This window comes from Flavobacterium notoginsengisoli, assembly GCF_014207905.1.
In the GTDB taxonomy this organism is placed as follows: Bacteria; Bacteroidota; Bacteroidia; order Flavobacteriales; family Flavobacteriaceae; genus Flavobacterium; species Flavobacterium notoginsengisoli_A.
Genome location: NZ_JACHLB010000005.1, coordinates 321437 through 345752 on the forward strand (window position 1 = coordinate 321437; position 24316 = coordinate 345752).

Consider the following 24316-nt stretch of genomic DNA (forward strand, 5'->3'; position numbering starts at 1 on the left):
TGGCTAATTTACAAAATCAATTGAAATAAAGTGATCGCTTTATGAATTAAGAGAAGTTTGTAATATTCTATTTTTATTTAAACACATAGAAACATAGACGATAATAAATTAGAAAAAGAATTAGAAAGAAACTAGTTTCTAAAACATAGCTTTGTGTAAACGGTTGCACAACTTTTTCAAAGTTTAGCACATAGTTCTCTATGTGCACAACTTTTTCAAAGTTTAGCACATAGAGAACTATGTGTTTAAATTAATTACACCAATTATTTTTCTTTAAATTTGCTTTTTCATACTAATCAGTATTTTTTATGTCAAAAGCAGCAAACACCCGTCTAACTATTTTACAAAAGGCATTTGAATTGATTTATACTAAAGGGTATCAGACCACCAGTATAGATGAAATAATTGCTACTACTCAAGTCACCAAAGGAGCTTTTTATTACCATTTTAAGACCAAAGACGAAATGGGAGTTGCTATTATTGAAGAAATTTTGAAACCGACCATGCAGGAACATTTTATAAAACCAACTGAAGCTTCTCAAAACCCAATTGAGGACTTTTATAATATGATTTCGTATTTGCTTTTAGAAGATCCTTTTTTACAGATAAAGTATGGCTGCCCTGTTGGAAATCTTACACAGGAAATGACGCCTTGGAATAATAAATTCAGTGAAGCTTTGACAGAATTAGTGAATTTGTGGAAAGAAACTATTATAAATTCAATTGAAAAAGGTAAAGAATCTGGTTTAATTCGTAAAGAAGTCGTTGGCGAACAAGTAGCATTATTCATTTTGTCAGGCTATTGGGGAGTACGAAATTTCGGAAAATTACAAAATGATAATTCTGCTTATTTAGTTTATTTAAAGGAGTTTAGGGGGTATTTAGATAGTTTGAAATAAAATTATTTTTCAAAAACATACTAATTGGTATGTTTTTGAATATATTTGCATTGTCTAAATCAAAAAACAATGTATCAAACTCTTTTAGAAGGCCATTCCTATATAAGATGGCTCGTATTGGTAAGCTTGTTATGTTCTATTTACATAGCTTACAAAGGTTATTCGCAAAAACTTCCATTTACTAAAACAGCGAATTTATTACGGCACTGGACGGCAACTATTGCTCATATTCAGCTTCTCTTTGGAATATTAGTGTATGTGCAGAGTCCGATTGTAAAATATTTTTGGAGAAATTATAAAGATGGATTTCAAAACTTAGATGCTTCCTTTTTCGGAATCATTCATATTGCTTTGATGTTAATAGCTATTATCATAATAACAATTGGTTCGGCTTTAGCAAAAAGAAGAAAAACTGATGCAGAAAAATTCAAAACTATGTTTGTTTGGTTTTTGATCGCGCTATTCATCATTTTTATTGCCATTCCGTGGCCATTTTCACCTCTTGCCATTCGTCCTTATTTTAGATAATTATGAAAAACTTATTGCAGACAAACATCGGAAGATTACGAATTATTGGATTCTTAGAAGGAACATCACTTTTGATTTTACTTTTTATAGCGATGCCAATGAAATATATTTTTGAAATGCCATTTCTGACAAGACCTGTTGGAACGATTCACGGTGCTTTATTCTTACTTTTTATTTTTAATACAATAAGTGTTGGAGTAGAGCAGAACTGGAAATTCACAACTACAACATGGAAAGTGCTTTTGGCCTGTGTTATTCCGTTTGGGACTTTTTATATCGATTCTAGAATTTTGAGTAAAATCACAAATGAGTAGTTATGGTTTTTGTATTTAAAACAAATATTGACAGCATTTCTAAAGTAAAGAAAGTAACACCAAAACTGAACAGGTTGTTTCCAAATACAAAGTGGAATTTTGATCTCGAAGACTGTGATAATATTTTGAGGTTTGAGTGTAACGATAATATAGTCGAAAAGGTAATTTTCTTAATGAAAGTTATTGGTTTTGAATGTGAAGCTTTATAGAATAAAAAAGCAGAAGTTTTACTTCTGCTTTTTTATGATACTTATTTCACTTTGGAAAGAGAAACAGCATTGATACAATAACGTAAACCACTTGGCGGAGGTCCGTCTGGGAAAATGTGTCCTAAATGTGCATCGCATACATTGCATACCACTTCTACACGAACCATTCCGTAAGATCTGTCAGCATGATAAGCGATAGCATTTTCTTTTATAGGTTGTGTAAAAGAAGGCCAGCCTGTTCCTGATTCGAATTTTTCACTCGCATCAAAAAGAACTGTTCCGCAGCATTTACACTCATAAATTCCCGGATCAAATAAACTGCACATTTCTGAGCTGAAAGACCTTTCTGTACCCTTTAAACGTGTTACTTGAAATTCTTCAGGAGTCAGGATCTGTTTCCATTCTTCCTCCGTTTTTTCGACTCTCTTTTCAGGAGCCGGATTTCCCTTATTTGTAAAATGAATTACATCTGCCCATTTTATCATAACTTTTGTTTTTTTGTTTCAGGTTTAAAGTTTCAAGTTGTTGTAACTGAAAACTGAGACCGCGACTGAAAACTTACTCTTCCTCTTTCTGTCCCATCATCATTAGATAGGCTTTCAAGAAAGGATCGATATTTCCATTCATTACGCCATCTACATCGCTGGTTTCGTAACCTGTACGAACGTCTTTTACTAATTTATAAGGTTGCATAACGTAATTACGAATCTGCGAACCCCATTCAATTTTCATTTTTCCAGCTTCAATATCAGCGCGTTGTGCTTGTTGTTTCTTTAACTCAATTTCGTACAATTGAGAACGTAGCATCTGCATGGCACGCTGTCTGTTGTCTTGTTGAGAACGTGTTTCAGAACATTGAATCTGAATTCCGGTTGGTTTGTGTACCAATTGCACTTTAGTTTCTACTTTATTTACATTTTGTCCTCCCGCACCACTCGAACGAGAAGTGGTAATTTCAATATCAGCAGGATTAATATCAATTTCGATACTGTCATCAACCAATGGATATACATAAACAGAAACGAATGAAGTATGACGTTTGGCGTTACTATCAAAAGGAGAGATTCTTACCAGACGGTGAACACCGTTTTCTCCTTTTAAATATCCAAAAGAATAATCTCCTTCAAACTCTAAAGTTACTGTTTTAATTCCAGCAACATCGCCTTCTTGAAAGTTAAGTTCTTTTATTTTGTAACCATAACTTTCGCCCCACATCATGTACATACGCATCAGCATTCCTGCCCAGTCGCAGCTTTCTGTTCCACCAGCTCCGGCTGTAATCTGAACTACAGCACTTAAGCTATCACCTTCATCAGAAAGCATGTTTTTGAATTCGATATTTTCTATATGAGATTGAGCAATATTGTATTGTTCATCTAGTTCATCAACAGAAAGTTCTCCTTCTTTATAAAAATCATAAGCTAACTGTAATTCTTCTGTAAGAGATACAGCTTTATCATAATCTTCAATCCATTTTTTCTTGTTTCGAAGATTTTTTACAATGTTTTCGGCATCTTTTGGGTTGTTCCAAAAATCTGGTGCAAAAGTTTTTTCTTCTTCGTTTGCGATTTCGATTAGTTTGGCATCAACGTCAAAGATACCTCCTCAACGCACCAAGGCGCTCCACAATACCTTTTACTTGTTCGGCTGTTGTCATAAATTAATTAATAGGTTTTATATGTTTTTTAGAATTATTACGTTAATTTGGTCTAGAGAAACCAACGAGTTAAATTTTACTAAAACTTGCTGAGAATAACTATAAGTAATACGTAATTTTGCATACAAAAATAAGATATAGTTTTTAGAATATGGAAATAAATTTAATCAGCGATACCATAACAAAGCCTACTTATGAAATGCTGCAGTATATGTTTAACGCCCACGTTGGCGACGATGTATACAAACAGGACCCAACGGTGATTGAATTGGAAAACAGAACGGCTGAATTTTTTGGCATGGAGGCTGGTCTATTTTTTCCGTCTGGAACTATGGCAAATCAAACTGCAATCAAGCTGCATACTCAGCCAGGAGAACAGTTAATTGCTGATAAATATGCACATGTTTATCATTATGAAGGAGGAGGGGTTTCTTTTAATAGCGGTGTTTCTTGCTGTTTGTTAGATGGAAATCGTGGTATGATAACGGCTTCTCAAGTTGCTGCAGCGATAAACGATCCAGAGTTTTATCATAGTCCGTTAACAAGTTTGGTTTGTGTTGAAAATACAACCAATAAAGGTGGCGGAGCTTGTTATGAATTAGACGATTTAAGAGAAATAAAAAAAGTTTGCGACGCCAATAATCTAAAGTTTCACTTAGACGGTGCCAGAATTTGGAATGCATTAGTGGCCAAAAGACAGAATCCGAAAGAATTTGGAGCTATTTTCGATACTATTTCGGTTTGTTTGTCTAAAGGTCTTGGAGCTCCAATTGGTTCTGTATTGCTTGGAAGTAAAGATGATATTCGTAGAGCGTTGAGAATCAGAAAGATATTAGGTGGGGGAATGCGTCAGGTAGGGTATCTTGCTGCTGCTGGATTGTATGCGTTGGCTCATAATATTGAAAGATTGGCTGAAGATCATCGCAGAGCAAAAGAAATTGCAAAAATTCTAAGTACAAAACAATGGATTGCTTCAATAGAGCCTGTAGAAACTAATATTTTGATTTTTTCGCTTGCCGAAGGTTATAGCGATCAATTATTAATTGAAAAGTTAAAACAGAAAAACATATTAATAAGTTCTTTGGGACATAATAAACTTCGTATTGTAACACATTTAGATTATAAAGAAGTGATGCATACTTATGTGTTAGAAACACTTTCGAAATTTTAGATTTTAAACATTATAAAACTAAAAAAAGGCAGGATTAAAATCCTGCCTTTTTTTAGTTTACTTGGTCTACAATAATAAAATTGCTATCAATCAAAGTGTTTGATTTCAGAGCAAAATATTTGTATGCTTTGGTTGAAATATTAAACTTTAAAAGGACAAATTCTTCAGTTCCTTTTTGAACGCAGCATACATATTCATTGCTATTTTTGTCAATATATCCCTGCCCATTTAGATAAGCGTAGCCTAATTGATCGTTAGGCAATAAATCTTCATAAGTATAGTTTGATAGATTGATTTTAGCAATTGTATTGCCGATGGAACCCGTTTTATTTGTTATGCAATAAGCAGTGTTAGTTGAAATAACAGAAGGCTTTGAAAAAGAAAATGCAGCATTATTAAATAATACTTTTTGTGCTTTATTATTGTCTATGTCTATTTCGTAAGTCCCTTGATTAGAATAAGAACTATACAGTTTGTTTCCGTTTAAGAATATAGAAGTAGAAGCAGTTTGATCAAAACTTAGGCCTAAATAAGAGATTTCAAAGGTTTCAGGATCTATTTTTATAAAATAAGAAACATTGTTTACGGGTGAAATATAAGTATTAGAAATAATTGTTCCGTAAAGTGCCTTCTTCGAATCGTTCCATATTAAAGAAGAAATAGAAGGATAAGAGCCAACTGCTTCATTTGGCAAAACAATTGACTTTGAAATTGTCTTTTTTGTCTTTTTATCAAAAACAAAAAGTTTTGTTGAAGGCGAATAATATTCAACTAAAAAAATCTTATCACTATTAGAAGTAACAGCATTCAGATTTATAGTATTTGAAGTTAGGCCTTCAAACTCAGCATAAGGCGTGATTTTTCCACTATTATTTCCAATTTTGTTTATTTTTCCAGCAAAAGTGACAGCTAAAAAATCATAATCATCTTTAACAGAATCATCTGTTGGTTCTGAAGAATCGTTAGAGCACGAAAATAAAAGTAAGCTGGTAAAGATAATCGCAAGAGTTTTGAAGGCTAATTTCATAATTTGCAGCTTATTTAAACAAATTATCCATTCCAGGAATAGATGGCATATCCATTCTGGCTACTGCGTCTAATTCTCTTTCGTTTACATTTGTTGCTTTTTCGATTGCTTTATTAAGAGTTACAATCAAATAATCTTCCAATTGTTCTTTATCTTCCATTAGAGAATCGTCAATAGAAATCGATTTTATTTTTCTGCTAGCGGTGATAGTAACTTTTAATAATCCGTCAGCGCTTTGTTCGTCAATTAAAACAGTATCTAAACGCTTTTTAGTATCTTCAATTTTTTGTTGGGTTTCTTTAAGTTTGCCCATCATTCCCATTAAATCCATTTTTGTTGATTTTTTAAATTATTTCAGACAAAATTAGTATATTGCTGTATTAATTCAATAGAATATTTTATGAAAAAATTAATTTTGTTCTGTTGGCTTTATGCTATTTTTGCGACTTCATATTTAAAAATTAATGCTCAATCAATGCAAAATGATATATCGGCTCCAAAGGCTAAAATAATTCCAAAAACATTAAAAAAACATAAAGAATCCAGAGTTGACAACTACTTTTGGTTGAATGATAGAGAAAATTCGGAAGTGATTGATTATCTGAATCAAGAGAATGCTTATTATGAGAATATGACTTCTCATACAAAAGATTTAAAAGACAATCTCTTTGAAGAAATGAAAGGAAGAATTAAAGAAGACGATTCTTCAGTTCCGTATTTTTATAATGGATATTTTTATATTACTCGTTTCGAAACGGGGCAAGATTATCCCATTTTTGCAAGAAAAAAAGGAAGCCTTGCTGCCCAAGAAGAAATTCTTTTTAATTGTAATGAAATGGCAAAAGGACATGCTTATTTCAAATTGGGAGGTTTGAGCATTAGTCCTGATAATAAATTTGCCAGTTTTGGAGTAGATATTGTTGGAAGACGAATTTATACCATTCAAATTAAAAATTTAGAAACTGGTGAAATTTTGGCAGATAAAGTAGAAAATGTTACAGGAGCTTCAGTTTGGGCTAATGATAACAATACTATTTTTTATGTTAGACAAGACGAAACAACATTAAGAGCAGATAAAGTTTTTAGACATAAATTAAATACAGCTTCTGAAAAAGATGTTTTGGTTTATGATGAAATAGATGATACTTTTAATGTGTCGATTAGCAAGGAAAAGTCAAAAAAATATATTGTTATTGGCTCAGGAAGTACTTTGACTACCGAATACAGAATTTTAAATTCTAATGATCCAGACGGAGAATTTGTTGTTTTTCAACCACGTGTACGTGGACTAGAATACAGTATTTCTCATTACGAAGATTCATTTTATATCTTAACAAATAAAGATAAGGCGACAAATTTCAAATTAATGAAAACGCCAGAAAACAAAACAGGAAAGAAAAACTGGGTAGATCTTATTCCGCACAGAGAAGATGTTTTGTTGGAAGATATTGAAATTTTTAAAAATTATTTAGTTGTAGAAGAGCGTTCGAATGGTTTGAATCATATTCGAATTATGCCTTGGAATGGTGAAGAAGATTATTATCTTCCTTTTGGCAGTGAGACATACAATGCCTACACAACAACAAATGTTGATTTTGATACCGATATTTTACGTTACAGTTATCAATCTTTGGCAACGCCATCTTCTGTAATTGATTTTAATATGAAAACTAAAACCAAAGAAATCTTAAAAGAACAACAGGTTTTAGGAGGGAAATTTGATAAAGATAATTATGTAGAAGAGCGAGTTTGGGCAACTGCAAGAGATGGAGTTAAAGTTCCGATTTCGATGATTTACAGAAAAGGATTGGAGAAAAATGGTAAAAATCCGCTATTGCTTTATGCTTATGGTTCGTACGGAATAACAATGGATACCTATTTTTCTTCAACTAGATTATCACTTCTTGACCGCGGATTTGTTTATGCTATTGCGCATATCAGAGGAGGTGAGGATTTAGGAAGACAATGGTATGAAGATGGAAAACTGTTAAAAAAGAAAAATACCTTTACAGATTTCATCGATTGCTCTAAATTTGTAATAGACCAAAAGTATACTTCTCCTGAACATCTTTATGCTGAAGGAGGATCTGCTGGCGGACTTTTAATGGGAGTAATTGTTAATGAAGCTCCAAAATTATATAATGGCGTTATCGCTCAGGTGCCTTTTGTAGACGTAATTACCACAATGCTGGATGACAGTATTCCGCTTACAACTGGAGAGTATGACGAATGGGGGAACCCAAACAACAAAAAATATTACGATTATATGTTATCGTATTCACCTTACGATAATGTAAAAGCGCAGGAATATCCTAACATGTATGTGTCTACTGGATTGCATGATTCGCAGGTACAGTATTGGGAGCCAGCAAAATGGGTTGCAAAATTAAGAGACTTAAAAACAAATGATAATCTTTTGTTTTTAGATACTAATATGGATGCAGGTCATGGCGGGGCTTCAGGACGTTTTGAAGCTTTGAAAGACTTAGCAAAAGAATTTAGTTTTTTATTAGATTTAGAAAAAATTAAAAGCTAATTAGATTTTTTTTGTTAAATTTGCAACCTATCAAGGTTAATTTAAAAAGGCCTTTGATTAACTATTTTTTTATGAAAGAAGAAATAACCGCTTATAATAATGTTTTAGAGTTAATAGGTAACACCCCCCTTATTAAACTAAATAAAATCACCGAAGAGTTAGAAGGAAATTTCTACGCAAAGGTAGAAGCTTTCAACCCAGGTCATTCCTCAAAAGATAGAATAGCATTATATATTATTGAAGAAGCCGAGAAAAAAGGAATTCTTTCTCCGGGAGATACCATTATTGAAACAACATCTGGTAATACAGGATTTAGTTTAGCAATGGTAAGCATTATTAAAGGTTACAATTGTATTTTAGCAGTAAGTTCAAAATCGTCTAAAGATAAGATTGACATGCTAAGAAGTTTAGGAGCTAAAGTATATGTCTGTCCGGCTCACGTTTCTGCAGATGATGAAAGATCATATTATAATGTAGCAAAACGTTTACACGAAGAAACAAAAGGGTCAGTTTACATTAATCAATATTTTAACCAATTGAATATTGATGCTCATTACAACACTACAGGTCCAGAGATTTGGGAACAAACAAAAGGACAAATCACGCACTTAATTGCTTGCAGCGGAACAGGAGGAACTATCTCAGGAACTGCAAAATTCTTAAAAGAAAAAAATCCAAATATTAGAATTCTAGGAGTTGATGCTTTTGGATCTGTATTGAAAAAATACCACGAAACAAAAGAATTCGACAGTAAAGAAATTTACCCATATCGTATAGAAGGTTTAGGTAAAAACTTAATCCCGTCAGCTACAGATTTTGATATTATTGATAAATTCATGAAAGTAACCGACGAAGAGAGTGCGCATTCAGCAAGAGAAATCACTCGTAAAGAAGGTTTATTTGTTGGTTATACTTCTGGAGCAGTAATGCAGGCTATTAAACAATATGCAGAAGAAGGCGAATTTACAAAAGACAGTAATATTATTGCTATTTTCCCAGATCACGGTTCTCGTTACATGAGCAAAGTATTTAGTGATGATTGGATGAATGAACAAGGTTTCTTTGATAGTGTTAATGAAGAAGAAGCTCAAAAAATAGAATTCGTAAAGTAATTAAGTTACTTTTTTAAATATAAAAACTCCGTTCGTTAATTCGAATGGAGTTTTTTTTATTATACAATTCTGGAATTGAAGTATATTATTAATTCCGCGTATTTATACGTAAGAAATTATTAATTTGATTGAATTAAATTTATTATTTTAATAATATTAAAATAAAGTAGCAAGACGCATTTTAACGATAAAAATAACCAAAATTCGTTGTTTTAACGAGTATTTAGGTAAGTTGTCGGAATTTTTTTCGTCAAAATTCATAATAATCTAGTTTAGCAGTGTAAAATAACATTAGTTGTTTAATCCCAAAATCTAACTATTATGAAAAAATCACTACTTACACTATTGTTTGTATGTTATTTGAATGTTAATGCGCAAACACCAATCCAAGAATTTAATTTTAACGGTACTTTAAATAATACCGCAAACACGATCTCATTTATGGGAACCGACAATTTTGTGACGGACAGGTCTGGAGTTGTAAAAGGTGCTCAACGATTAAATAATAGAGCTTTAGAAGCTGTAATTGATAATGTTCCGCAGGGAAGGGCTGCAAGAACAATTAGTATCTGGGTTAAATTTAATGACATTGCCAACGCAAATTATATTTGGGGTTATGGAAATGCTTATAATGCTCAATATTGCGGTTTATTACAACAAGGTACATCTTCTTCTAATTCAGATTTAAGTTTAGCAGCGTGGGGCGCTTCCAACGATGTTATTGTGTCTACACCACTTGAAAAATATGTTTGGTATAATTATACCATTACTTATGAAGGTGTTACTTCTAAAATATATCGTGACGGAAAGTTGTTAAAATATCTAGAAGGAATGACTAGATCTACAAATGGCAATGTTTTTAGATTGGGCGAAATCAATACTACAATTGGAATAAATGCTGATGTAGATGATTTGAAAATTTATGATTTTGCAATGACACCAGAACAGGTTAAGGATTTGTATGAAAAAGAAAAACCTGTACTTTCGGTAGCTGCAGCACCAACTGAACAAGCAAAAACAACAGCTACAGTAGTAAAAGGGAAAATAGTTAAATCATCAAATGGTAATATTATAACTTCAAGTGATGTTAATTCGACTAAAAATGTTGAGGTTTATTCTCAAGGGCAAAAAATTGTAAACGGAAATACCATGAATATTAATGATTTGCCAGAGGGAACTTATTTGTTGAAAATAAGTAGTAGTCCATCTAAAAAAATCACATCCAAATAACGGCCTTACTTAATTTTTTTAAATATTAATTTTTGTATTGCGAAAGCAATTAAGTTTTTTGAAATAGTAATTAAAAGTCTTTCTGCTAAGCGGGAAGACTTTTGTTTTAATCTGAGATTTTGATTCAGAAATTCCATCGAAAAAAATCCTGTTAAATGGTTTTATAAGTAATAATTTTTTTTGCCTTACATTGATAGGAAGCTTATAAAACTATTTTTGTGAGAATTCATTATTTATGTGTAGGAATTGTTTGTTGGTGTTGAATTAAAATTATAGATTTAACAAAAATTGTGAAAATTATAAAGAGAAACAAGAATTGTAGATTTTGATTTTTAGAATTTTTCATTCTATAATTATTTGCCTTTAACTCCAACTATACCGCTAAAAGTTATAAATATGAAAAAAATATTACTCACGTTAATGTTTGTAAGTTTTTTAAATGCGAATGCACAAAATCCTGTACAGGAATTTAATTTCAATGGAAATTTAAATAGTGCTGATAATTCAATTTCCTTTTTAGGAACACCTGTTTTTGTAAACGATCGGAACGGAATTCCCAAAGGAGCTTTGAGATTGACTAATAAAGCGCTTCAAGCTGTTGTAGGCGATCTCCCGCAAGCAAACAAACCAAAGACAATTTCTGTTTGGGTAAAGTTTAATACCGTAAATGCAGCTAATTATATCTTTAACTACGGAGCGCCGGTAAACGGTCAGTATTTTGGATTATTACAACAGCCTACAACCTCTGGTCTTTCTGATTTAAGCTTAGTTGGTTGGGGAGATGCAAATAATTTGGTAGTTTCTGTACCTCTTGTAAAAGAAACGTGGTATATGTATAGTGTTACTTATGATGGTAATGTTTCAAAAATTTATCGCAATGGCGAATTGCTAAAAGCTGTTGAGGGAATTCAGCGTTCGGCAAAAGGTTATATTTTAAGTCTTGGAAAACTAAATACGGCAACTAGTATAAATGCTGATATTGATGATCTAAGATTATATAGTGTGGCAATGACAGATGAACAGGTTTTAGAAGCGTACAACAGTTCAAAGCCAACGCTAACGACGCCAACTGCTCAAGTTGCAAATACACAGAAAAAAGCTGTTACAGCCCCTGCAGCTCCAGTGAAAACAAAAGCTCCTGTTGTTGCTTCTTCTGTAGATACTAATAATGCTACTAAAAATATTGAAGTCTATTCTGAGGGAAAGAGAATTTTAGAAACAAACACAATCAATATCGGAGATTTACCAGACGGAACATATTTAATAAAAATAACCAATTCTGGTGGTAAGAAATAAGCATAAAAAAAAGCCTTCTGAGAAATTTTCAGAAGGCTTTTTTTTATTTCTTTTTTTGTTGTCCTGGCGCATAAGCTTTCGCGCTTTTATCTCCATTCATCTTCTTGGCTTGTCCTGGAGGTATTTTCTTTTCTGTTGTTGTATAAGTGTTTGTGTGTGAATGAGTGCTGCAGCTCAATACACTTAACACTAAGAACAAAAGAACTAGTGCGACCACAGCAATTCGAGTAATTTTAGATGTTTGCATTTTGTTTAATTTGAGGTTATACAAATATAATAGCAAATCAGTTATTTTGTTGGTTTAAGCTTAGTTTAAAATAGATTTAAATAAAGCTTTTGTCTCAAGTTTTTTGTTTGAAAAAGAATAAATAAGCATAATTTAAAAAGCCTTCTAAATTTTTAGAAGGCTTATATTTTTAGCTAATAACACTAATCACAATAAATAAGATTACAAGTGCTATTACGGCAAATTTCATAAATTTTGAGGATTGCATAAAAGTAGGTTTAAAATTAATATATTTCAGATATCAGCAAATATAATTTTTTTATTGAATTGAAAAAGTTAAAGTTCATTAAAACAAAAAAGCCCTAGAAAAATCTAGAGCTTTTATATCGATAAAAAGAAGGAAGAGATTATGACTCTTGCATAGTATGATAAACGTTCATAACGTCATCATCTTCTTCAATTTTTTCAATTAATTTTTCCACATCAGCGATTTGAGCTTCAGTTAATTCTTTTGTGATTTGTGGAATACGCTCAAAACCAGAAGATAAGATTTCTAAACCTCTGTTTTCTAATTCTTTCTGAATAGCACCAAAACTTCCAAAAGGAGCATAGATTAAAATTCCGTCTTCGTCTTCAAAAACTTCCTCAGCACCAAAATCGATTAATTCTAATTCTAATTCCTCAGCATCAAGACCGTTGTTAGCAATTCTAAAGTTGCAAGTATGATCAAACATAAATTCAACAGAACCTTGAGTTCCCATTGTTCCGTTGCATTTGTTGAAATAACTACGAATATTTGCTACAGTTCTATTGTTGTTGTCGGATGCAGTTTCAATTAAGATAGCAATTCCGTGAGGAGCGTATCCTTCAAACAAAATTTCTTTATAGTTAGCAGTGTCTTTATTACTTGCATTTTTAATAGCGCGCTCCACATTGTCTTTTGGCATGTTGGCAGCTTTCGCATTTTGTATTACAGCTCTTAATCTAGAATTGGCGTCTGGGTTTGGTCCGCCTTCTTTAACAGCCATAACGATATCTTTACCAATTCTGGTAAATGTTTTGGCCATTGCAGACCAACGTTTCATTTTTCTTCCTTTTCTAAATTCGAACGCTCTTCCCATTTCTAATTATAAGTTTTGTGATGCAAAAATACGGTTATTCCTTATTTTTCCAAAAACAAAATGGCTCTTTTTTATTGTTTTTATTTTGTTTCAGGTTTCAAGTTTGAAGTTTCAAGTTTCAAGTTGAGTGGATTGAGTTGAAAAAAGTGTAGTGTTTTTTTTTACCGCAAAGCACGCTAAGATTTACGCAAAGTACACGAAGAAATATTTAAGTTAAGTTTTATAAAATAAAGTTTCAGTAAAAATACATCAAAGATTAATAACAGGTAAAACGGTTGTAAATAAAGACTTTACAGCCGTTTTATGATTTTTTGGTAATGAGGTAAAAAGCAGTAAAAAGCGAGGTTTGGCAAAAGTAAGGTTACTAAAACGTTACTTTTAAACATTAAAAACAATCGTTTTAAAATACTGTATTTCAGCTTTCTGCATAGTTTTTCATATTGTTCCGTAGCTCACATAGGTTTAATTTTATCATTAAGAATTGTGAGTATGGAAACGACAAAAAAATCAACGTTTAAGGTATTGTTTTACCTTAAAAAGAACGCCCCAAAGAAAAACGGAAAAGTTACGGTTATGTGCAGGATTACCGTAAACGGCAAACAGTCTGCATTCAGTACAAAGCTGGATATTTCCGCAACAAATTGGGATTTGAAGTACGGCAGGGTTTTAGGTAAAAGCCGAGAAGCCCAAGCCACGAACAGCAAACTTGACAAAATTCGTTCGGGTATTGAGGAATGCTATTCCAAAATCCTGAAGAACGAGGGGGCTGTAAACAGTGCTAAACTTAAAAATGCCGTTCTTGGTATGGAAAGCGGAGAACTGACCTTTTTCAAATTTTATGACCAGTTCCTATCCGACTATGAGAAAAAGGTTAATAGTGGACTTCGGGTAAATGGCACACGCAGTAAATACAAAATACTTTTGAAACATCTTCGAAATTTTGCCTTTGCAAAATACGGTTATTCCGATGTGTCTTTTAACGACCTTACTCCTGATTTTGTGCAGGACTTTGATTACTACCTTCGTGACGACCAAAGCCTAACACACAACACCATTTGGCTGTATATGATTGGGTTTACTACACTTTGCCGATTGGCAATGAGCAGAAAGCATCTTGCTTTTAATCCGTTCAGCGAGTACAAGAATACCAAAAAGGATAAAGACCGTGGTTATCTATTGCGTAATGAATTGGAACAGCTCGTAACGTTCAACTGTGATAAAAAGAAAGACGAATTGGTTAAGGATTTATTTGTTTTCAGTTGCTTTACAGGGCTTTCCTATTCAGATATGAAAGGGCTTAGAAACAGTAATATTCAAGACTTTTTTGATGGCAATCAGTGGATAATCGTACGCAGAAAGAAAACGGCAACATCATCCAATGTAATGCTGTTGGATATTCCAAAAATGATTATCGAAAAATATGCAGGACTGTCAAAGGACGGAAAGGTTTTTCCTGTCCCCTCAAATACGGTCTGCAATGACAGCTTGAAAAGAATATCCAAACAAATTGAGTGTCTTAAAGAGAAGAAAGTAACCTTTCATTTGGCACGCCATACCTTTGCCACACTATTTTTAAGTGAGGGTGTTCCATTGGAGAGTTTGAGTAAAATGTTGGGGCATAAAAACATTGCCACTACGCAGATTTACGCCAAAATACTCAACGAGAAAGTCGGAAAGGATATGCAAAAGGTATCGCATAAATTTAAAGGAATGGAACAGTCTTTTGTTTCTCAACTATGAAGTCTATAAAAGTAATCAAAGAAAGTCAATGTTATTATACGTTGGCTTTTTTTGTATTTTAGCAATTGGTAGAAACAATGACAAAAAATAGAATAATGAAAAAACTTATCCTACTTATAATTTCAGCAACACTTTTATTGAGTTGTAACCAAAATAAAAAGGAAGAAGAACAATCATCCAAAAAAGAAAAAGTAAATGATGTTGAGGATAAGTCTGTATCATTATCTATAGAGCCAAATGTTTTTAAACTTTCAGAAATCCCAGATACTATAAAGGTTACAATAATAAACAATACAAATGATACTATCACTACAGGGTTGCATTATCAGATTGAAAATTACGAGAAAAACGAATGGAAAGACATTTCGCCAAAGGGTATTGCGTTTAACGACCTTGGTTGGCGACTAAAACCAACCGATACAGAGAGTTTTGAAAAGAAATTATATAAAGACCAAATCAGTTATAAAGTAGGCAAATACAGAATTGTCAAATATTATCTGAACTCCGACTATCAAAAGACAAGGGAAAATAATAATGTTTACGGAGAGTTTGAGATTAAGTAGAATATAAACAACACAGCCCACCGCATTTAAGCAGTGGGCTGTTTTTTTAATTGACCGATATGGTTAAGTTTCAAAGCATTCATTTAATCAGCTAACGCTGATAGTTATCTTCCAATACCTTGACAATATCGCTTTCACGAAACAAGATTTTCCGTTCGAGCTTGATAAAAGGTATCAGTCCGTCATCCCTGTATTGTTGCAATGTCCGTTTGCTGATGTGTAACATCTCGCAAACCTGTTCGCCTGACAGATAGATTTCCCCTTTTAGTAATGGGTGGAAATATTCTCTGATATACAACAGTTCATTTTTGATGCCTACCACAGCTTCGAGCAGGGCAAGCATATCTTCGTTTGAATCTCCAATCTGTTTCATTTCTTTTGCTTTTTTAATGGTCGCTCTCCCTGCATAAGTAACTCCACTTCGGATAATCTGAAATACGTTTTCCGATTGATCTGCGTTGCTCCAAGAATGCCTTTTGCCCTATACGTCTGCAACGTTCTTTTGCTGATATTGAGCAGTTGGCAGGCTTCCTGTTGGTCGAGCCATTTCGTTGCCTGTTGCAATGCCTTGTAAGGCGTAGTGATTTTCTTAATCAATAAAGAAACTTCCTTTACTTCTCTGTGCAATGCTTTTAAAATCTGAATGTCCAAAACTGTTATTTCCATATCCGCATCATTTAATCCTCAAAAGTAAAAGCAACTTATAAAGGTTGCTCCAATGTTGTAGTCAGAAGTAGCATTTGGCGTTTAGTTGCCAAATACTCGGTTATAATCCCAACTTTGGTTTTTGGTTTTTTGGGCGAGCCTGTTGTATTTTGTTTGAATTGTCCATTTTTAAAGCAGGCTTTTTATTGGTCTGTACGTTCTGATTGTTTTCAGCATTTTTATAACCCGAACGCATAACCGTTTTGGTAGCGCCTATGATGCTTTCAGGTTCGGCAGTCTGTTTTTTTTGTTCAGCACGCTTGCCCCCGAACAGCCTGCCCAGACCTAAACCCTTTGTGTCTGTGAATTGGCGTTTAAAGTTGGCTATGAAATTGGAAATGGGGTCGCTGCCCTTATCGACCTGAATAAAAGGTATATTCTTTTTTTTCTCAGATTCTTCTTTTTCTTTACGCTCTTTGTCGGTTGTTATTTTTTGTGCCATAGGTTCAAAATTTCCCCCAATGTAAACCATAAAAGAATGCTTCATTTGCCTTTGGCTTTTAGTGGCAGTCTTTGGCGTTCAATTGCCAAATGCTTTGATATAAATTCATCTACGGTTAAGATATTTTGTAGTTTTGTATTAAAGAATAGGCAATGAAAGTCAATAAAACCGAAATATTAAATAATATCTGTTACACCGAACTTGTATATGGCAGAATAAATAAAAAGCTACGAGTAGACTATTCAAAATCTGAAATTGAAAAATTGATTTTTAATGCCATAAGCGAAACGGCAGAAAAATTCATTCAGAAAATCGGTAAAAATTATTATATAACAAACACTTACAAAAATATTAGGATTACAATCAACACATACACACACAGGGTTATCACTGTTGACAGAATTACAAAATAACAACTGCTTTAACCACAATTAATATAAGTTAAGCAAAGTATAAATCAACTTCCAAAAAAAGAATAAAAAGGCAGCAAAGATAAGGCAGACAGCCACCGCACCACCCAACCAAAAGCTTACGGCATAATGGCAGGGCAAATATGGTGGCTTCGCCGAGTTTGTTGTGTTGCCCTGCCACCCTTCGGGACTTATTCCGTTTCCTTTTGGTTTTTTCGCCTGTCCGCCTTGTTAAAATGGCTTTCTTTTTTTTCTGTTTTTTTGTTTTGGAAAATATTTTTTGATAGGGAGTTTCAGTACTATAATTAGCAGATGCAGGATACCCCTTGTATCTATAGGTTAGGGATAGCCCGATTTCTTTTTCTTGACAAGTTGCAGAGCAAGAAAAAGAAGCAAAAAGAACTCCGCTATTGGGGTTGGAACTGTTAAGCTAAAGCCGTTGGATGACAAAAAAAGATAGGCTGATTTCTCAGCCTATCCATCTATAAGATAATAAAAATTGTTGTTGTAACTTATATCCAATGGTAAGGCTTGTCCTTACGGTTCAGATAGCAGTACATTTCTTCCTTTTTAAGTTCTGGGAAGAACCTCAATGCCCTATCAATTGCATAGTTGGGTAAGAAGTAAATTTCGTCACGGATTGCTTTGATAACCCTGCTATGACCATAGAAACGGACAAGCTCATCAATTTCATTTTGACCGCCACGTTCTATGATACGGGTTATAATAGTCTTGTAGGCTTTCTTAAAGTCCATTGCTTCGATGTCGAAATCCCAAAAAAACACTCGGTCAAGATTTGGAATGTCGTTATTTTTTTCTCTTAATTCCATATAGTAAAGATACGATTTTTTTAGTTGTTCACTGATTTTTCAACGCCTAAAGCCTCTACCTTTTTTCGGCAGATCGGGTATTTGTCCAAATTTTAAAGACGGATTAAGAACCGCCTTGTTTAAGCGTTCATTAATTTTTTCCATATCGGTCTCTTTACCTTTTAACAACTTAACTTTTGCTTCGTGGTCGATATTCTTGTGATACAATAAGGCGTATGTAGCCATTGCAGGATTACCACCATATTTATTTTGATATGCTTCTAAATAGGTTCTAAGCGGATGGTGTTCTAATAGAAAATGCATATCTATAAAATCCTTAATCCGTGTACCATTTTGGAATATGGCGTGGAGTTTCATTGCCCCTATGTCCTCTAAGGATGCTAATCGTATCCCATCTTTTGTTTCAATTGGCTTTTGCCATGGATATTGATGCGAAAGAATATCAACTTTAATCTTATCTATATCAAGTAAGATTGTATTATTAAACATATCGTTTATCAATACCCGAGGATATTGAGTGACTAAATGTTTTAATAGCTTCTGTTCATCAAAGCCTTTGGTTGTAAAAAGGTCAATATCAATACTCAATCGGTGACCAATCTGTAGACTTAATGCAGTTCCCCCTACAAGGTTAAAATCTTTCAGCATTTCATCTTTCATTAGTGCATGGAGAAGTTTCCACATCTCACTGCTGACTGTTTCTTTGTGTAGCATGATTTTTCGTTTTTCGGGAATTTAATCCCGAAAACGAAGCCTTTGCCCAAAGTGGTAGTCAGTGGCATTGTTTGGCGTTCATGGGCACAATGAGGGATGAATATCCAAAAGATTATATGGCTCTTTGCCTACACAAACCGTTATCAGAACAACGGCTTGTGCTTATCGTTATAGATTTCCTTAATCAGCTCTCCGAACTCCTGAAAGTGGAATTCGATAATATTATCCAGATAAGCATAAATTGTCAGCTTGTCAATTCCCATAATGTTGGTAAGCCTGTTAAATGTTTCGTGATGTTCCTGCCGTACATAGACCGATTTGCCTTTGCTTGCATTTCTTTTAGGGATTCTAAAGAACGTTACGCAATAATCCTCTTTCGTCAGCTTCTTTGGTTTTGAAACGGTTCTTTTGGTATCGCCTGCAATCGGTTTTGTATCTTCTGGTTCTACAGATTTTTCGCCTGTTTCAATTGCAGTAAGCTCATCACTATGCGGTAAAGTGTTCTGCTCTTGTTCAGGTTCTTTCTTTTCATCAGTTAGGAAATTTTCAATAGAAAAACTCTCTTTTTCGGGTTGCTGATTTTTGTTTTCTTCGTGTATCATATCTCTTAATTTTAATATTATATCCAATTAGCTGTTTGGTTGGTTAAGTAGTCAGCTGTATGTTCTGTACCAATGTAACAACCTATCTACCTATGCATTTGCATACCCTTAATTAGCTGTTTCGCTAACTGAAAAATATGCAATTAGCCAGCAACCACGTATGTTGATTTGTTATCAGTCACCCTCATTTGCAATCAGGATTTATGCTGATTGGTTACATCGTTAACGATACAAGTAACCAGCTGGCTAAACATATACAAAGGACGCAAAAGCAGTCCCAATCTTAATCAGGGTGGCAGTCAGTGGCACAATTTGGCGTTCATTGTCATTGTTGTAAATAACTATTATTCAAATAGTCTTACCGAAATTTGTAATGGAAGCTATGGGTTTTTCCTGCTAACTACAATCCGTTGGCAAAACGGATTTTTCTGAACCCTTGTTCAGAGCAAGTTATCTTTTGAGGTACTCGAAATGAATTTCGGCACCTCAAAAGCACTTGCCCTTGCAGGGGGCTGGAAACGGCTCCGAAGTCGCCCGTTTGTTTAAAAATTAAAATGGATTATTATGGAAGAGAATGACAGAAAACAGATTAGGAAAACAGGGAGAAAACCAAAGATTGACCCTGCGGTACATCGGTATTCCTTTAACCTGAATGACGAGGACAATGCCAAATTCCTTGCCCTTTTTGACCAGTCGGGAATGAAAGTAACGGCACATTTCATTACGGCTTGCATCTTTCAGAAGACAGTAAAGACCGTCAAAATTAATATGGATGCAGTAGAATACCACGAAGGGCTGACCCGATTTTTTAGCCAATTCAGAGGGATAGCAACCAATTACAATCAGATTGTAAAGCTGTTGAACACAAACTTTTCGGATAAGAAAGCATCTGCATACCTCTATAAATTGGAAAAACAGACAATAGAAATGAAAGAATTGTTGCTGAAAGTTGTTGCCCTAAGCTCAGAATTTGAAAAGAAATACCTGAAAAAAGAGTAGAAAAATGATTGCAAAAATTGGAAAAGGAAGCAATATGTACGGGGCAATTCTGTACAATCAGCAGAAAGTGGAAAAGGAAAACGGAGCGGTTCTGTTGCTAAATAAGATACCTGATACGGTGGACGGCAGGTATTCTTCCCAATATTTCAACAAATGTTTTGAGCCGTATCTGTTTGCCAATATCAAAACAGAAAAGACGGTAAGGCATATATCGCTGAACCCAGATCCTGCGGATAAGGTCAGCGACCAGCAGTTTGCGGATATGGCACAGGAATATATGGAACGTATGAGGTACGGCAATCAGCCCTATATTGTTTTCAAGCATACCGATATAGACCGCACGCATATCCATATCGTTTCGACCTGCGTGGAAATTGACGGAAAGAAAATCCCCGATGATTACGACCACCCACGCTCAATGGCAATCTGTAGGGCTTTGGAAACGAAATATAACCTGAACAAAGCCACCGAACAGGAACAGAAACAAGCCGATAAGGTTTTTAAGCCTGTAAATCATAAAAATGGAGACATCAAAAGTCAGATTGCTTCGGTAGTACGGCATCTGCCAAAGTATTATAGCTATTCTACTATGGGTAGCTACAATGCGTTACTTTCCCTTTTTAATATCACAGCAGAAGAAGTCAAAGGCGAGCGAAACGGTCAAACCGTAAACGGATTGGTTTATGTGGCATTAGATGAAAATGACAACAAGACAAGCAATCCGTTCAAAGCATCACTTTTTGGAAAAGATGCAGGAGTAACACAGCTTCAAAAACATTTTGAGCAGTCCAAAGAAAAAACGAAAACCAATCCTGCAAGGTCTGTATTAAAGAATACCATTGAATTGGCTATACGTACCACAAACAGCGAAACGGAGTTTAAAAAGCAACTTGTAGAGCAGGGTATCAATACGGTTGTAAGACGTAATAATGAAGGACGAATTTACGGAATGACCTTTATTGACCACGAAAGCCGTAGTGTTTGGAACGGTTCAGCTTTGGATAGAAACCTGTCAGCAAATGTCTTTAACGAATGGTGGGACAATGGAAATAAGCCCGAGTTAAAAATGCAGAATAGCCCTTCTAGTACGAATACGATAGACAATCTGCCGACAAAAGACCTATTTGAAATTATTTCAAATGAGCATTCAGATAGTTCTGATTTAGGATTATTCAGTTTGCTACCTGATGCACAGGGAGAAGATTACGAGGAAGAAGTGTTTGCTAATCAGATTAAGAAGAAAAAATATTACCCTAGATAACAAAGTTAAGAGTCAGTCTTATTGTTGTAGCTAAAATCCTCAGCAGGGTTGTGCAATCGAAACTTCGAGCTTTGATTTCATATCCTATCCAAAGGAGAAACGACTTTAGCAATCGATGAGTCCGAAGCCCTAGCATAAATTTGCGTGGTACGGATATCATTATGCCCCAAAAGCTTTTGGATAAAACTAATGTCTGTACCAAACTCCAAAAGATGTGTTGCATAGCTGTGCCTCAATCCGTGAATGCCTATTTTTTTGTTTATTTTCGCCTTTTCCATTGCCTTTTTGAAAATAAGCTGTGAACTTCGTACTGTATATTGCCCACCCTGCTGCCCCTCAAAAAGAAAGTCTTTCGGAAGATATTCTTTATAATAGCTGCGTAAATCTTCCAAAACTGAATGTGGCAGGTTGACATATCTGTCCTTTTTGCCTTTACCCCTGTGAATACGTACTTTCATATCGTGGCTGTCGATGTCTTCAATTTTCAGGTTCACGATTTCGCTTACACGCAAGCCCATTCCGTAACAAAGTTTTAGGATAAGCCGGTGTTTACTATTTTCAGTTACTGAAAAAAGCTTTTTTACCTCTTCAATATTGAGTGCTTTGGGCAAAAGTAAAGGTTTTTTAGGGCGGGGAATGTCTAGAAACATTTTTTTGCGATGCAAAACTTTTTCGAAGTAGAACTTGATGGCATTTATCCTGCTGTGAATTTGGTTTTCAGAAAGTTTCAGTTCTTTGAAGCAGTATAGAAAATAGCTTTGGAGTCTTTCGGGTGAAAGTTCCTGTACAGGAAAATCTTTAAGCAGGTACAATAATTGGGCAAACTCAATGGAATAAGTGCGAATGGTATTTGGCGATAAGCTTTTGAGAATAAGTATGTTTTGGTATTTTTGAAACTCGGGCAAATTGGATGCCGCTATTTTGGACAGCACTTCTTTTCCGACAATATCGGGCTGCATACCGAAAAGGTTTCTGTTATGCAGATTATCAATCACATACCAAGCTTTTTCCAATTGTGACCAATGTGCTTTGGTTTGTTGTCGTAACATTTCAATCAAGCATTTGTCATAATTAAATTTTAACCAAATCACCTTCTTTTCCCGATGTGTTCCTAAAGTGATTTTAAAAAGCGAAGGGTTAAAATCGGGGTTCGTACTTTGTGTATCCATATAGCTTCGTATTTTGAATATCTACAAATATATAAAATCCTAAGTTACTGACGTACTGCTAGATATTTAATTTGTGAATTTATTAAAACTTTCGCATATTTGTGTGTTGGGCGTCATAGTTAGAAAATTCGTTTTCAAAAGAATATTTATTGCAAATTTCAACCTGAATTTAATGAAAGTTTGTGCTTGAATTCTTGAAATTTTTACGTCATAATTTTATAGAAAATCAAACTTAAAACTGAACTTTGTAGAAAATTTTGCGTGAATATTTTTTGAGATTTTTTTGCGAGAATTTTGTGTTTAATCTGAAAACTTAAACTGAAATTTATCGAAAAGTTTGCGTGAATTGTTTTGCGATTTATGAAATTTGCCGAGAATTATTTTGCCGAATTTTTGTGTTTATTGTGAAAACTTAAAACTGAACTTTGTCGAAAAGTTTGCGTGAATTGTTTTGCGAAAATTCAATAAAATCATCAAAAAATTAAATCATTAAAACATTTAGTTTTTAACCTAAAGATTATGAAAATCATTTAATCATCAAAATCATTTTAAAAACAAAAAAATAGTTTTCTGAAAAGTTTGCGTGAATTGTTTGTGTGAATTGTTTTGCAGAAATTCTTTGTGTTGATTCTTTAAATTCAACTTACATAAATTCTTTCTGAATTGACGCAACTTGAATTAAAGTTACTACGACGCCCAACACAGGTTTTGCAAAACGGTTTAGGCTTGGTTTTTATTTCCGAAGATTTGTAATTAATCAAAAATTTATTTTATATTTGTTAAGGTAATTGCTGAATCAAAACCGCTTCGCAAAGCCTCAAACGTTGGCGGTAATGCCAAGACAATCTACCAAACAGGAAAACACGCCACCCATAACACAGAAATAATTGACCAATTAAAATAATAAATTATGATTATTAAGTCCTTTCAAAAATTGATTTACATTAGTGTTGCCGTAATCTTTTCAACACAGATTACTATTGCACAGGAAATGAAAATGGAGAATCATAAGCATCATCAGATGAATACATCATCGAAAAATATTTTTCTTTCTATGATGGATACGATGATGATAGAAATGGATGCTGTTCCTGTTACATCCATACCGGATTATGATTTTATGGCACAAATGATTCCTCACCACATGGGGGCAATAGAAATGGCTAAATATGAAATTAGCCACGGAAAAAATGAGGAGATGATACAGCTTGCAAAAAGCATATTGGCAGAACAAACGAGTGATATACAAACCATGAAATTATTGATTAGTCAATTGCCAAATAACGCCCCAAAAGCCGACAAATCCTTTGATAAGGCAATGCTTCAATCTATGACCGTAATGATGGATAATATGCCACCCAATGATAAACTCACAGATATTGACAATGCATTTGCAATGGTCATGATACCTCATCACCAGGCTGCAATAGAAATGGCTATTCCTTTGGTACAACATTCTACAAACAAACAGGTAATTATATTTGCCAAGCAATTAATTTCGGCAGAGCAAATAGAAATAGAACAGATGAAAGCTTTTATAAATAAAAAATAGCAA

General features: G+C 34.0%; 27 protein-coding genes. 14 read left to right on the forward strand and 13 right to left on the reverse strand.

All coding sequences use genetic code 11. The features are described from left to right. The first annotated feature begins 308 nt into the window (after positions 1-308). The 3 genes from HNP35_RS16550 to HNP35_RS16560 all read left to right on the forward strand — a co-directional run bounded on the left by HNP35_RS16550 (position 309) and on the right by HNP35_RS16560 (position 1741). The gene (locus HNP35_RS16550) at positions 309-899 is read left to right on the forward strand and encodes a TetR/AcrR family transcriptional regulator (protein WP_184164579.1); all 591 of its coding nucleotides are present in this window, start codon (positions 309-311) and stop codon (positions 897-899) included. A 69-nt stretch (positions 900-968) separates the two neighbouring features. After that, entirely contained in the window at positions 969-1427 is a 459-nt protein-coding gene (locus HNP35_RS16555) for a hypothetical protein (protein ID WP_184164582.1), read from the forward strand. Positions 1428-1429: 2 nt separating this feature from the next. Next, the gene (locus tag HNP35_RS16560) at positions 1430-1741 is read left to right on the forward strand and encodes a DUF3817 domain-containing protein (RefSeq protein WP_184164585.1); all 312 of its coding nucleotides are present in this window, start codon (positions 1430-1432) and stop codon (positions 1739-1741) included. A gap of 250 nt (positions 1742-1991) precedes the next feature. Here the strand turns inward: HNP35_RS16560 and msrB are convergent, their stop codons facing one another. Next, on the reverse strand, positions 1992-2435 hold the full coding sequence (gene msrB / locus HNP35_RS16565; protein ID WP_184164587.1) for a peptide-methionine (R)-S-oxide reductase MsrB: 444 nt from the start codon (positions 2433-2435) through the stop codon (positions 1992-1994). Positions 2436-2508: 73 nt separating this feature from the next. Next, a protein-coding gene (gene prfB / locus HNP35_RS16570; protein WP_184164589.1) for a peptide chain release factor 2 occupies positions 2509-3607 on the reverse strand; the annotation gives its coding sequence in 2 pieces (ribosomal slippage) (positions 2509-3543 and positions 3545-3607; 1098 coding nt in all). A gap of 151 nt (positions 3608-3758) precedes the next feature. On the opposite strand from prfB, the gene HNP35_RS16575 reads away from it, so the two are divergent. Then, positions 3759-4778: a threonine aldolase family protein gene (locus HNP35_RS16575; protein WP_184164592.1), complete on the forward strand. Its 1020-nt coding sequence runs from the start codon at positions 3759-3761 to the stop codon at positions 4776-4778. Positions 4779-4830: 52 nt separating this feature from the next. On the opposite strand, the gene HNP35_RS16580 is transcribed toward HNP35_RS16575, so the two are convergent. Together HNP35_RS16580 and HNP35_RS16585 are read right to left on the reverse strand one after the other, a co-directional pair. Next, positions 4831-5805, reverse strand: coding sequence for a hypothetical protein (locus HNP35_RS16580; RefSeq protein ID WP_184164595.1), 975 nt, complete (start codon positions 5803-5805; stop codon positions 4831-4833). Positions 5806-5815: 10 nt separating this feature from the next. Continuing rightward, a complete protein-coding gene (locus tag HNP35_RS16585) occupies positions 5816-6136 on the reverse strand; it encodes a YbaB/EbfC family nucleoid-associated protein (RefSeq protein WP_091491161.1) in 321 nt (106 codons plus the stop codon). 69 nt (positions 6137-6205) lie between these two features. Between HNP35_RS16585 and HNP35_RS16590 the strand changes: the two genes are divergently transcribed. From HNP35_RS16590 to HNP35_RS16605, 4 genes are all read left to right on the forward strand, one after another. Beyond that, positions 6206-8341, forward strand: coding sequence for a S9 family peptidase (locus HNP35_RS16590; protein ID WP_184164598.1), 2136 nt, complete (start codon positions 6206-6208; stop codon positions 8339-8341). Positions 8342-8412: 71 nt separating this feature from the next. Further along, positions 8413-9453 (forward strand): PLP-dependent cysteine synthase family protein, encoded by a 1041-nt coding sequence (locus HNP35_RS16595; RefSeq protein ID WP_184164601.1) that lies wholly within the window; start codon positions 8413-8415, stop codon positions 9451-9453. 321 nt (positions 9454-9774) lie between these two features. Next, positions 9775-10683 (forward strand): LamG-like jellyroll fold domain-containing protein, encoded by a 909-nt coding sequence (locus tag HNP35_RS16600; RefSeq protein WP_184164604.1) that lies wholly within the window; start codon positions 9775-9777, stop codon positions 10681-10683. A gap of 396 nt (positions 10684-11079) precedes the next feature. Beyond that, positions 11080-11979 carry a LamG domain-containing protein gene (locus tag HNP35_RS16605; RefSeq protein ID WP_184164606.1) on the forward strand — a complete coding sequence of 300 codons (900 nt, stop codon included), beginning with the start codon at positions 11080-11082 and terminating at the stop codon, positions 11977-11979. 43 nt (positions 11980-12022) lie between these two features. Here the strand turns inward: HNP35_RS16605 and HNP35_RS16610 are convergent, their stop codons facing one another. Together HNP35_RS16610 and HNP35_RS16615 are read right to left on the reverse strand one after the other, a co-directional pair. Continuing rightward, positions 12023-12226 (reverse strand): hypothetical protein, encoded by a 204-nt coding sequence (locus tag HNP35_RS16610; protein ID WP_184164610.1) that lies wholly within the window; start codon positions 12224-12226, stop codon positions 12023-12025. Positions 12227-12612: 386 nt separating this feature from the next. Next, a complete protein-coding gene (locus HNP35_RS16615; protein WP_184164613.1) occupies positions 12613-13326 on the reverse strand; it encodes a YebC/PmpR family DNA-binding transcriptional regulator in 714 nt (237 codons plus the stop codon). 489 nt (positions 13327-13815) lie between these two features. On the opposite strand from HNP35_RS16615, the gene HNP35_RS16620 reads away from it, so the two are divergent. Together HNP35_RS16620 and HNP35_RS16625 are read left to right on the forward strand one after the other, a co-directional pair. After that, positions 13816-15066, forward strand: coding sequence for a site-specific integrase (locus HNP35_RS16620; protein ID WP_139420232.1), 1251 nt, complete (start codon positions 13816-13818; stop codon positions 15064-15066). 95 nt (positions 15067-15161) lie between these two features. Next, positions 15162-15629 (forward strand): immunoglobulin-like domain-containing protein, encoded by a 468-nt coding sequence (locus HNP35_RS16625; RefSeq protein WP_139420230.1) that lies wholly within the window; start codon positions 15162-15164, stop codon positions 15627-15629. 91 nt (positions 15630-15720) lie between these two features. Here HNP35_RS16625 and HNP35_RS16630 read toward each other — a convergent pair whose 3' ends face one another. The 3 genes from HNP35_RS16630 to HNP35_RS16640 all read right to left on the reverse strand — a co-directional run bounded on the left by HNP35_RS16630 (position 15721) and on the right by HNP35_RS16640 (position 16821). After that, positions 15721-16002, reverse strand: a complete 282-nt coding sequence (locus tag HNP35_RS16630) for a helix-turn-helix domain-containing protein (RefSeq protein ID WP_139420228.1) — start codon at positions 16000-16002, stop codon at positions 15721-15723. Next, complete coding sequence (locus tag HNP35_RS16635) at positions 15999-16295, reverse strand: helix-turn-helix domain-containing protein (RefSeq protein WP_139420226.1); 297 nt, start codon at positions 16293-16295, stop codon at positions 15999-16001. The genes HNP35_RS16630 and HNP35_RS16635 overlap by 4 nt, the downstream gene beginning before the upstream one ends. A 100-nt stretch (positions 16296-16395) precedes the next feature. Then, complete coding sequence (locus tag HNP35_RS16640) at positions 16396-16821, reverse strand: hypothetical protein (RefSeq protein ID WP_139420224.1); 426 nt, start codon at positions 16819-16821, stop codon at positions 16396-16398. 107 nt (positions 16822-16928) lie between these two features. Between HNP35_RS16640 and HNP35_RS16645 the strand changes: the two genes are divergently transcribed. Then, a complete protein-coding gene (locus HNP35_RS16645; RefSeq protein ID WP_139420222.1) occupies positions 16929-17189 on the forward strand; it encodes a DUF3781 domain-containing protein in 261 nt (86 codons plus the stop codon). A gap of 509 nt (positions 17190-17698) precedes the next feature. Here HNP35_RS16645 and HNP35_RS16650 read toward each other — a convergent pair. The 3 genes from HNP35_RS16650 to HNP35_RS16660 all read right to left on the reverse strand — a co-directional run bounded on the left by HNP35_RS16650 (position 17699) and on the right by HNP35_RS16660 (position 19332). After that, positions 17699-18016: a DUF6922 domain-containing protein gene (locus HNP35_RS16650; RefSeq protein WP_184164616.1), complete on the reverse strand. Its 318-nt coding sequence runs from the start codon at positions 18014-18016 to the stop codon at positions 17699-17701. Between the two features lie 39 nt (positions 18017-18055). Further along, positions 18056-18730 carry a nucleotidyl transferase AbiEii/AbiGii toxin family protein gene (locus HNP35_RS16655; protein ID WP_139420218.1) on the reverse strand — a complete coding sequence of 225 codons (675 nt, stop codon included), beginning with the start codon at positions 18728-18730 and terminating at the stop codon, positions 18056-18058. Between the two features lie 143 nt (positions 18731-18873). Beyond that, positions 18874-19332, reverse strand: a complete 459-nt coding sequence (locus HNP35_RS16660; RefSeq protein WP_139420215.1) for a DUF3408 domain-containing protein — start codon at positions 19330-19332, stop codon at positions 18874-18876. Positions 19333-19896: 564 nt separating this feature from the next. Between HNP35_RS16660 and mobA the strand changes: the two genes are divergently transcribed. Together mobA and mobB are read left to right on the forward strand one after the other, a co-directional pair. Then, positions 19897-20331: a conjugal transfer protein MobA gene (gene mobA / locus HNP35_RS16665; protein WP_184164619.1), complete on the forward strand. Its 435-nt coding sequence runs from the start codon at positions 19897-19899 to the stop codon at positions 20329-20331. A 4-nt stretch (positions 20332-20335) separates the two neighbouring features. Then, positions 20336-21592: a conjugal transfer protein MobB gene (mobB, locus tag HNP35_RS16670; RefSeq protein ID WP_184164622.1), complete on the forward strand. Its 1257-nt coding sequence runs from the start codon at positions 20336-20338 to the stop codon at positions 21590-21592. A 77-nt stretch (positions 21593-21669) separates the two neighbouring features. On the opposite strand, the gene HNP35_RS16675 is transcribed toward mobB, so the two are convergent. Then, complete coding sequence (locus tag HNP35_RS16675) at positions 21670-22761, reverse strand: tyrosine-type recombinase/integrase (protein WP_184164625.1); 1092 nt, start codon at positions 22759-22761, stop codon at positions 21670-21672. Between the two features lie 910 nt (positions 22762-23671). On the opposite strand from HNP35_RS16675, the gene HNP35_RS16680 reads away from it, so the two are divergent. Beyond that, positions 23672-24313: a DUF305 domain-containing protein gene (locus HNP35_RS16680; RefSeq protein ID WP_184164627.1), complete on the forward strand. Its 642-nt coding sequence runs from the start codon at positions 23672-23674 to the stop codon at positions 24311-24313. Positions 24314-24316: the final 3 nt, after the last annotated feature.

What these genes read in the sequence shown, in the direction of transcription:
- HNP35_RS16550 (WP_184164579.1), top strand. Translation starts at nt 309, where the DNA reads ATGTCAAAAGCAGCAAACACCCGTCTAACTATTTTACAAAAGGCATTT.
- HNP35_RS16555 (WP_184164582.1), top strand. Translation starts at nt 969, where the DNA reads ATGTATCAAACTCTTTTAGAAGGCCATTCCTATATAAGATGGCTCGTA.
- HNP35_RS16560 (WP_184164585.1), top strand. Translation starts at nt 1,430, where the DNA reads ATGAAAAACTTATTGCAGACAAACATCGGAAGATTACGAATTATTGGA.
- msrB (WP_184164587.1), bottom strand. Translation starts at nt 2,435, where the DNA reads ATGATAAAATGGGCAGATGTAATTCATTTTACAAATAAGGGAAATCCG.
- HNP35_RS16575 (WP_184164592.1), top strand. Translation starts at nt 3,759, where the DNA reads ATGGAAATAAATTTAATCAGCGATACCATAACAAAGCCTACTTATGAA.
- HNP35_RS16580 (WP_184164595.1), bottom strand. Translation starts at nt 5,805, where the DNA reads ATGAAATTAGCCTTCAAAACTCTTGCGATTATCTTTACCAGCTTACTT.
- HNP35_RS16585 (WP_091491161.1), bottom strand. Translation starts at nt 6,136, where the DNA reads ATGGATTTAATGGGAATGATGGGCAAACTTAAAGAAACCCAACAAAAA.
- HNP35_RS16590 (WP_184164598.1), top strand. Translation starts at nt 6,206, where the DNA reads ATGAAAAAATTAATTTTGTTCTGTTGGCTTTATGCTATTTTTGCGACT.
- HNP35_RS16595 (WP_184164601.1), top strand. Translation starts at nt 8,413, where the DNA reads ATGAAAGAAGAAATAACCGCTTATAATAATGTTTTAGAGTTAATAGGT.
- HNP35_RS16600 (WP_184164604.1), top strand. Translation starts at nt 9,775, where the DNA reads ATGAAAAAATCACTACTTACACTATTGTTTGTATGTTATTTGAATGTT.
- HNP35_RS16605 (WP_184164606.1), top strand. Translation starts at nt 11,080, where the DNA reads ATGAAAAAAATATTACTCACGTTAATGTTTGTAAGTTTTTTAAATGCG.
- HNP35_RS16610 (WP_184164610.1), bottom strand. Translation starts at nt 12,226, where the DNA reads ATGCAAACATCTAAAATTACTCGAATTGCTGTGGTCGCACTAGTTCTT.
- HNP35_RS16615 (WP_184164613.1), bottom strand. Translation starts at nt 13,326, where the DNA reads ATGGGAAGAGCGTTCGAATTTAGAAAAGGAAGAAAAATGAAACGTTGG.
- HNP35_RS16620 (WP_139420232.1), top strand. Translation starts at nt 13,816, where the DNA reads ATGGAAACGACAAAAAAATCAACGTTTAAGGTATTGTTTTACCTTAAA.
- HNP35_RS16625 (WP_139420230.1), top strand. Translation starts at nt 15,162, where the DNA reads ATGAAAAAACTTATCCTACTTATAATTTCAGCAACACTTTTATTGAGT.
- HNP35_RS16630 (WP_139420228.1), bottom strand. Translation starts at nt 16,002, where the DNA reads ATGAAACAGATTGGAGATTCAAACGAAGATATGCTTGCCCTGCTCGAA.
- HNP35_RS16635 (WP_139420226.1), bottom strand. Translation starts at nt 16,295, where the DNA reads ATGGAAATAACAGTTTTGGACATTCAGATTTTAAAAGCATTGCACAGA.
- HNP35_RS16640 (WP_139420224.1), bottom strand. Translation starts at nt 16,821, where the DNA reads ATGAAGCATTCTTTTATGGTTTACATTGGGGGAAATTTTGAACCTATG.
- HNP35_RS16645 (WP_139420222.1), top strand. Translation starts at nt 16,929, where the DNA reads ATGAAAGTCAATAAAACCGAAATATTAAATAATATCTGTTACACCGAA.
- HNP35_RS16650 (WP_184164616.1), bottom strand. Translation starts at nt 18,016, where the DNA reads ATGGAATTAAGAGAAAAAAATAACGACATTCCAAATCTTGACCGAGTG.
- HNP35_RS16655 (WP_139420218.1), bottom strand. Translation starts at nt 18,730, where the DNA reads ATGCTACACAAAGAAACAGTCAGCAGTGAGATGTGGAAACTTCTCCAT.
- HNP35_RS16660 (WP_139420215.1), bottom strand. Translation starts at nt 19,332, where the DNA reads ATGATACACGAAGAAAACAAAAATCAGCAACCCGAAAAAGAGAGTTTT.
- mobA (WP_184164619.1), top strand. Translation starts at nt 19,897, where the DNA reads ATGGAAGAGAATGACAGAAAACAGATTAGGAAAACAGGGAGAAAACCA.
- mobB (WP_184164622.1), top strand. Translation starts at nt 20,336, where the DNA reads ATGATTGCAAAAATTGGAAAAGGAAGCAATATGTACGGGGCAATTCTG.
- HNP35_RS16675 (WP_184164625.1), bottom strand. Translation starts at nt 22,761, where the DNA reads ATGGATACACAAAGTACGAACCCCGATTTTAACCCTTCGCTTTTTAAA.
- HNP35_RS16680 (WP_184164627.1), top strand. Translation starts at nt 23,672, where the DNA reads ATGATTATTAAGTCCTTTCAAAAATTGATTTACATTAGTGTTGCCGTA.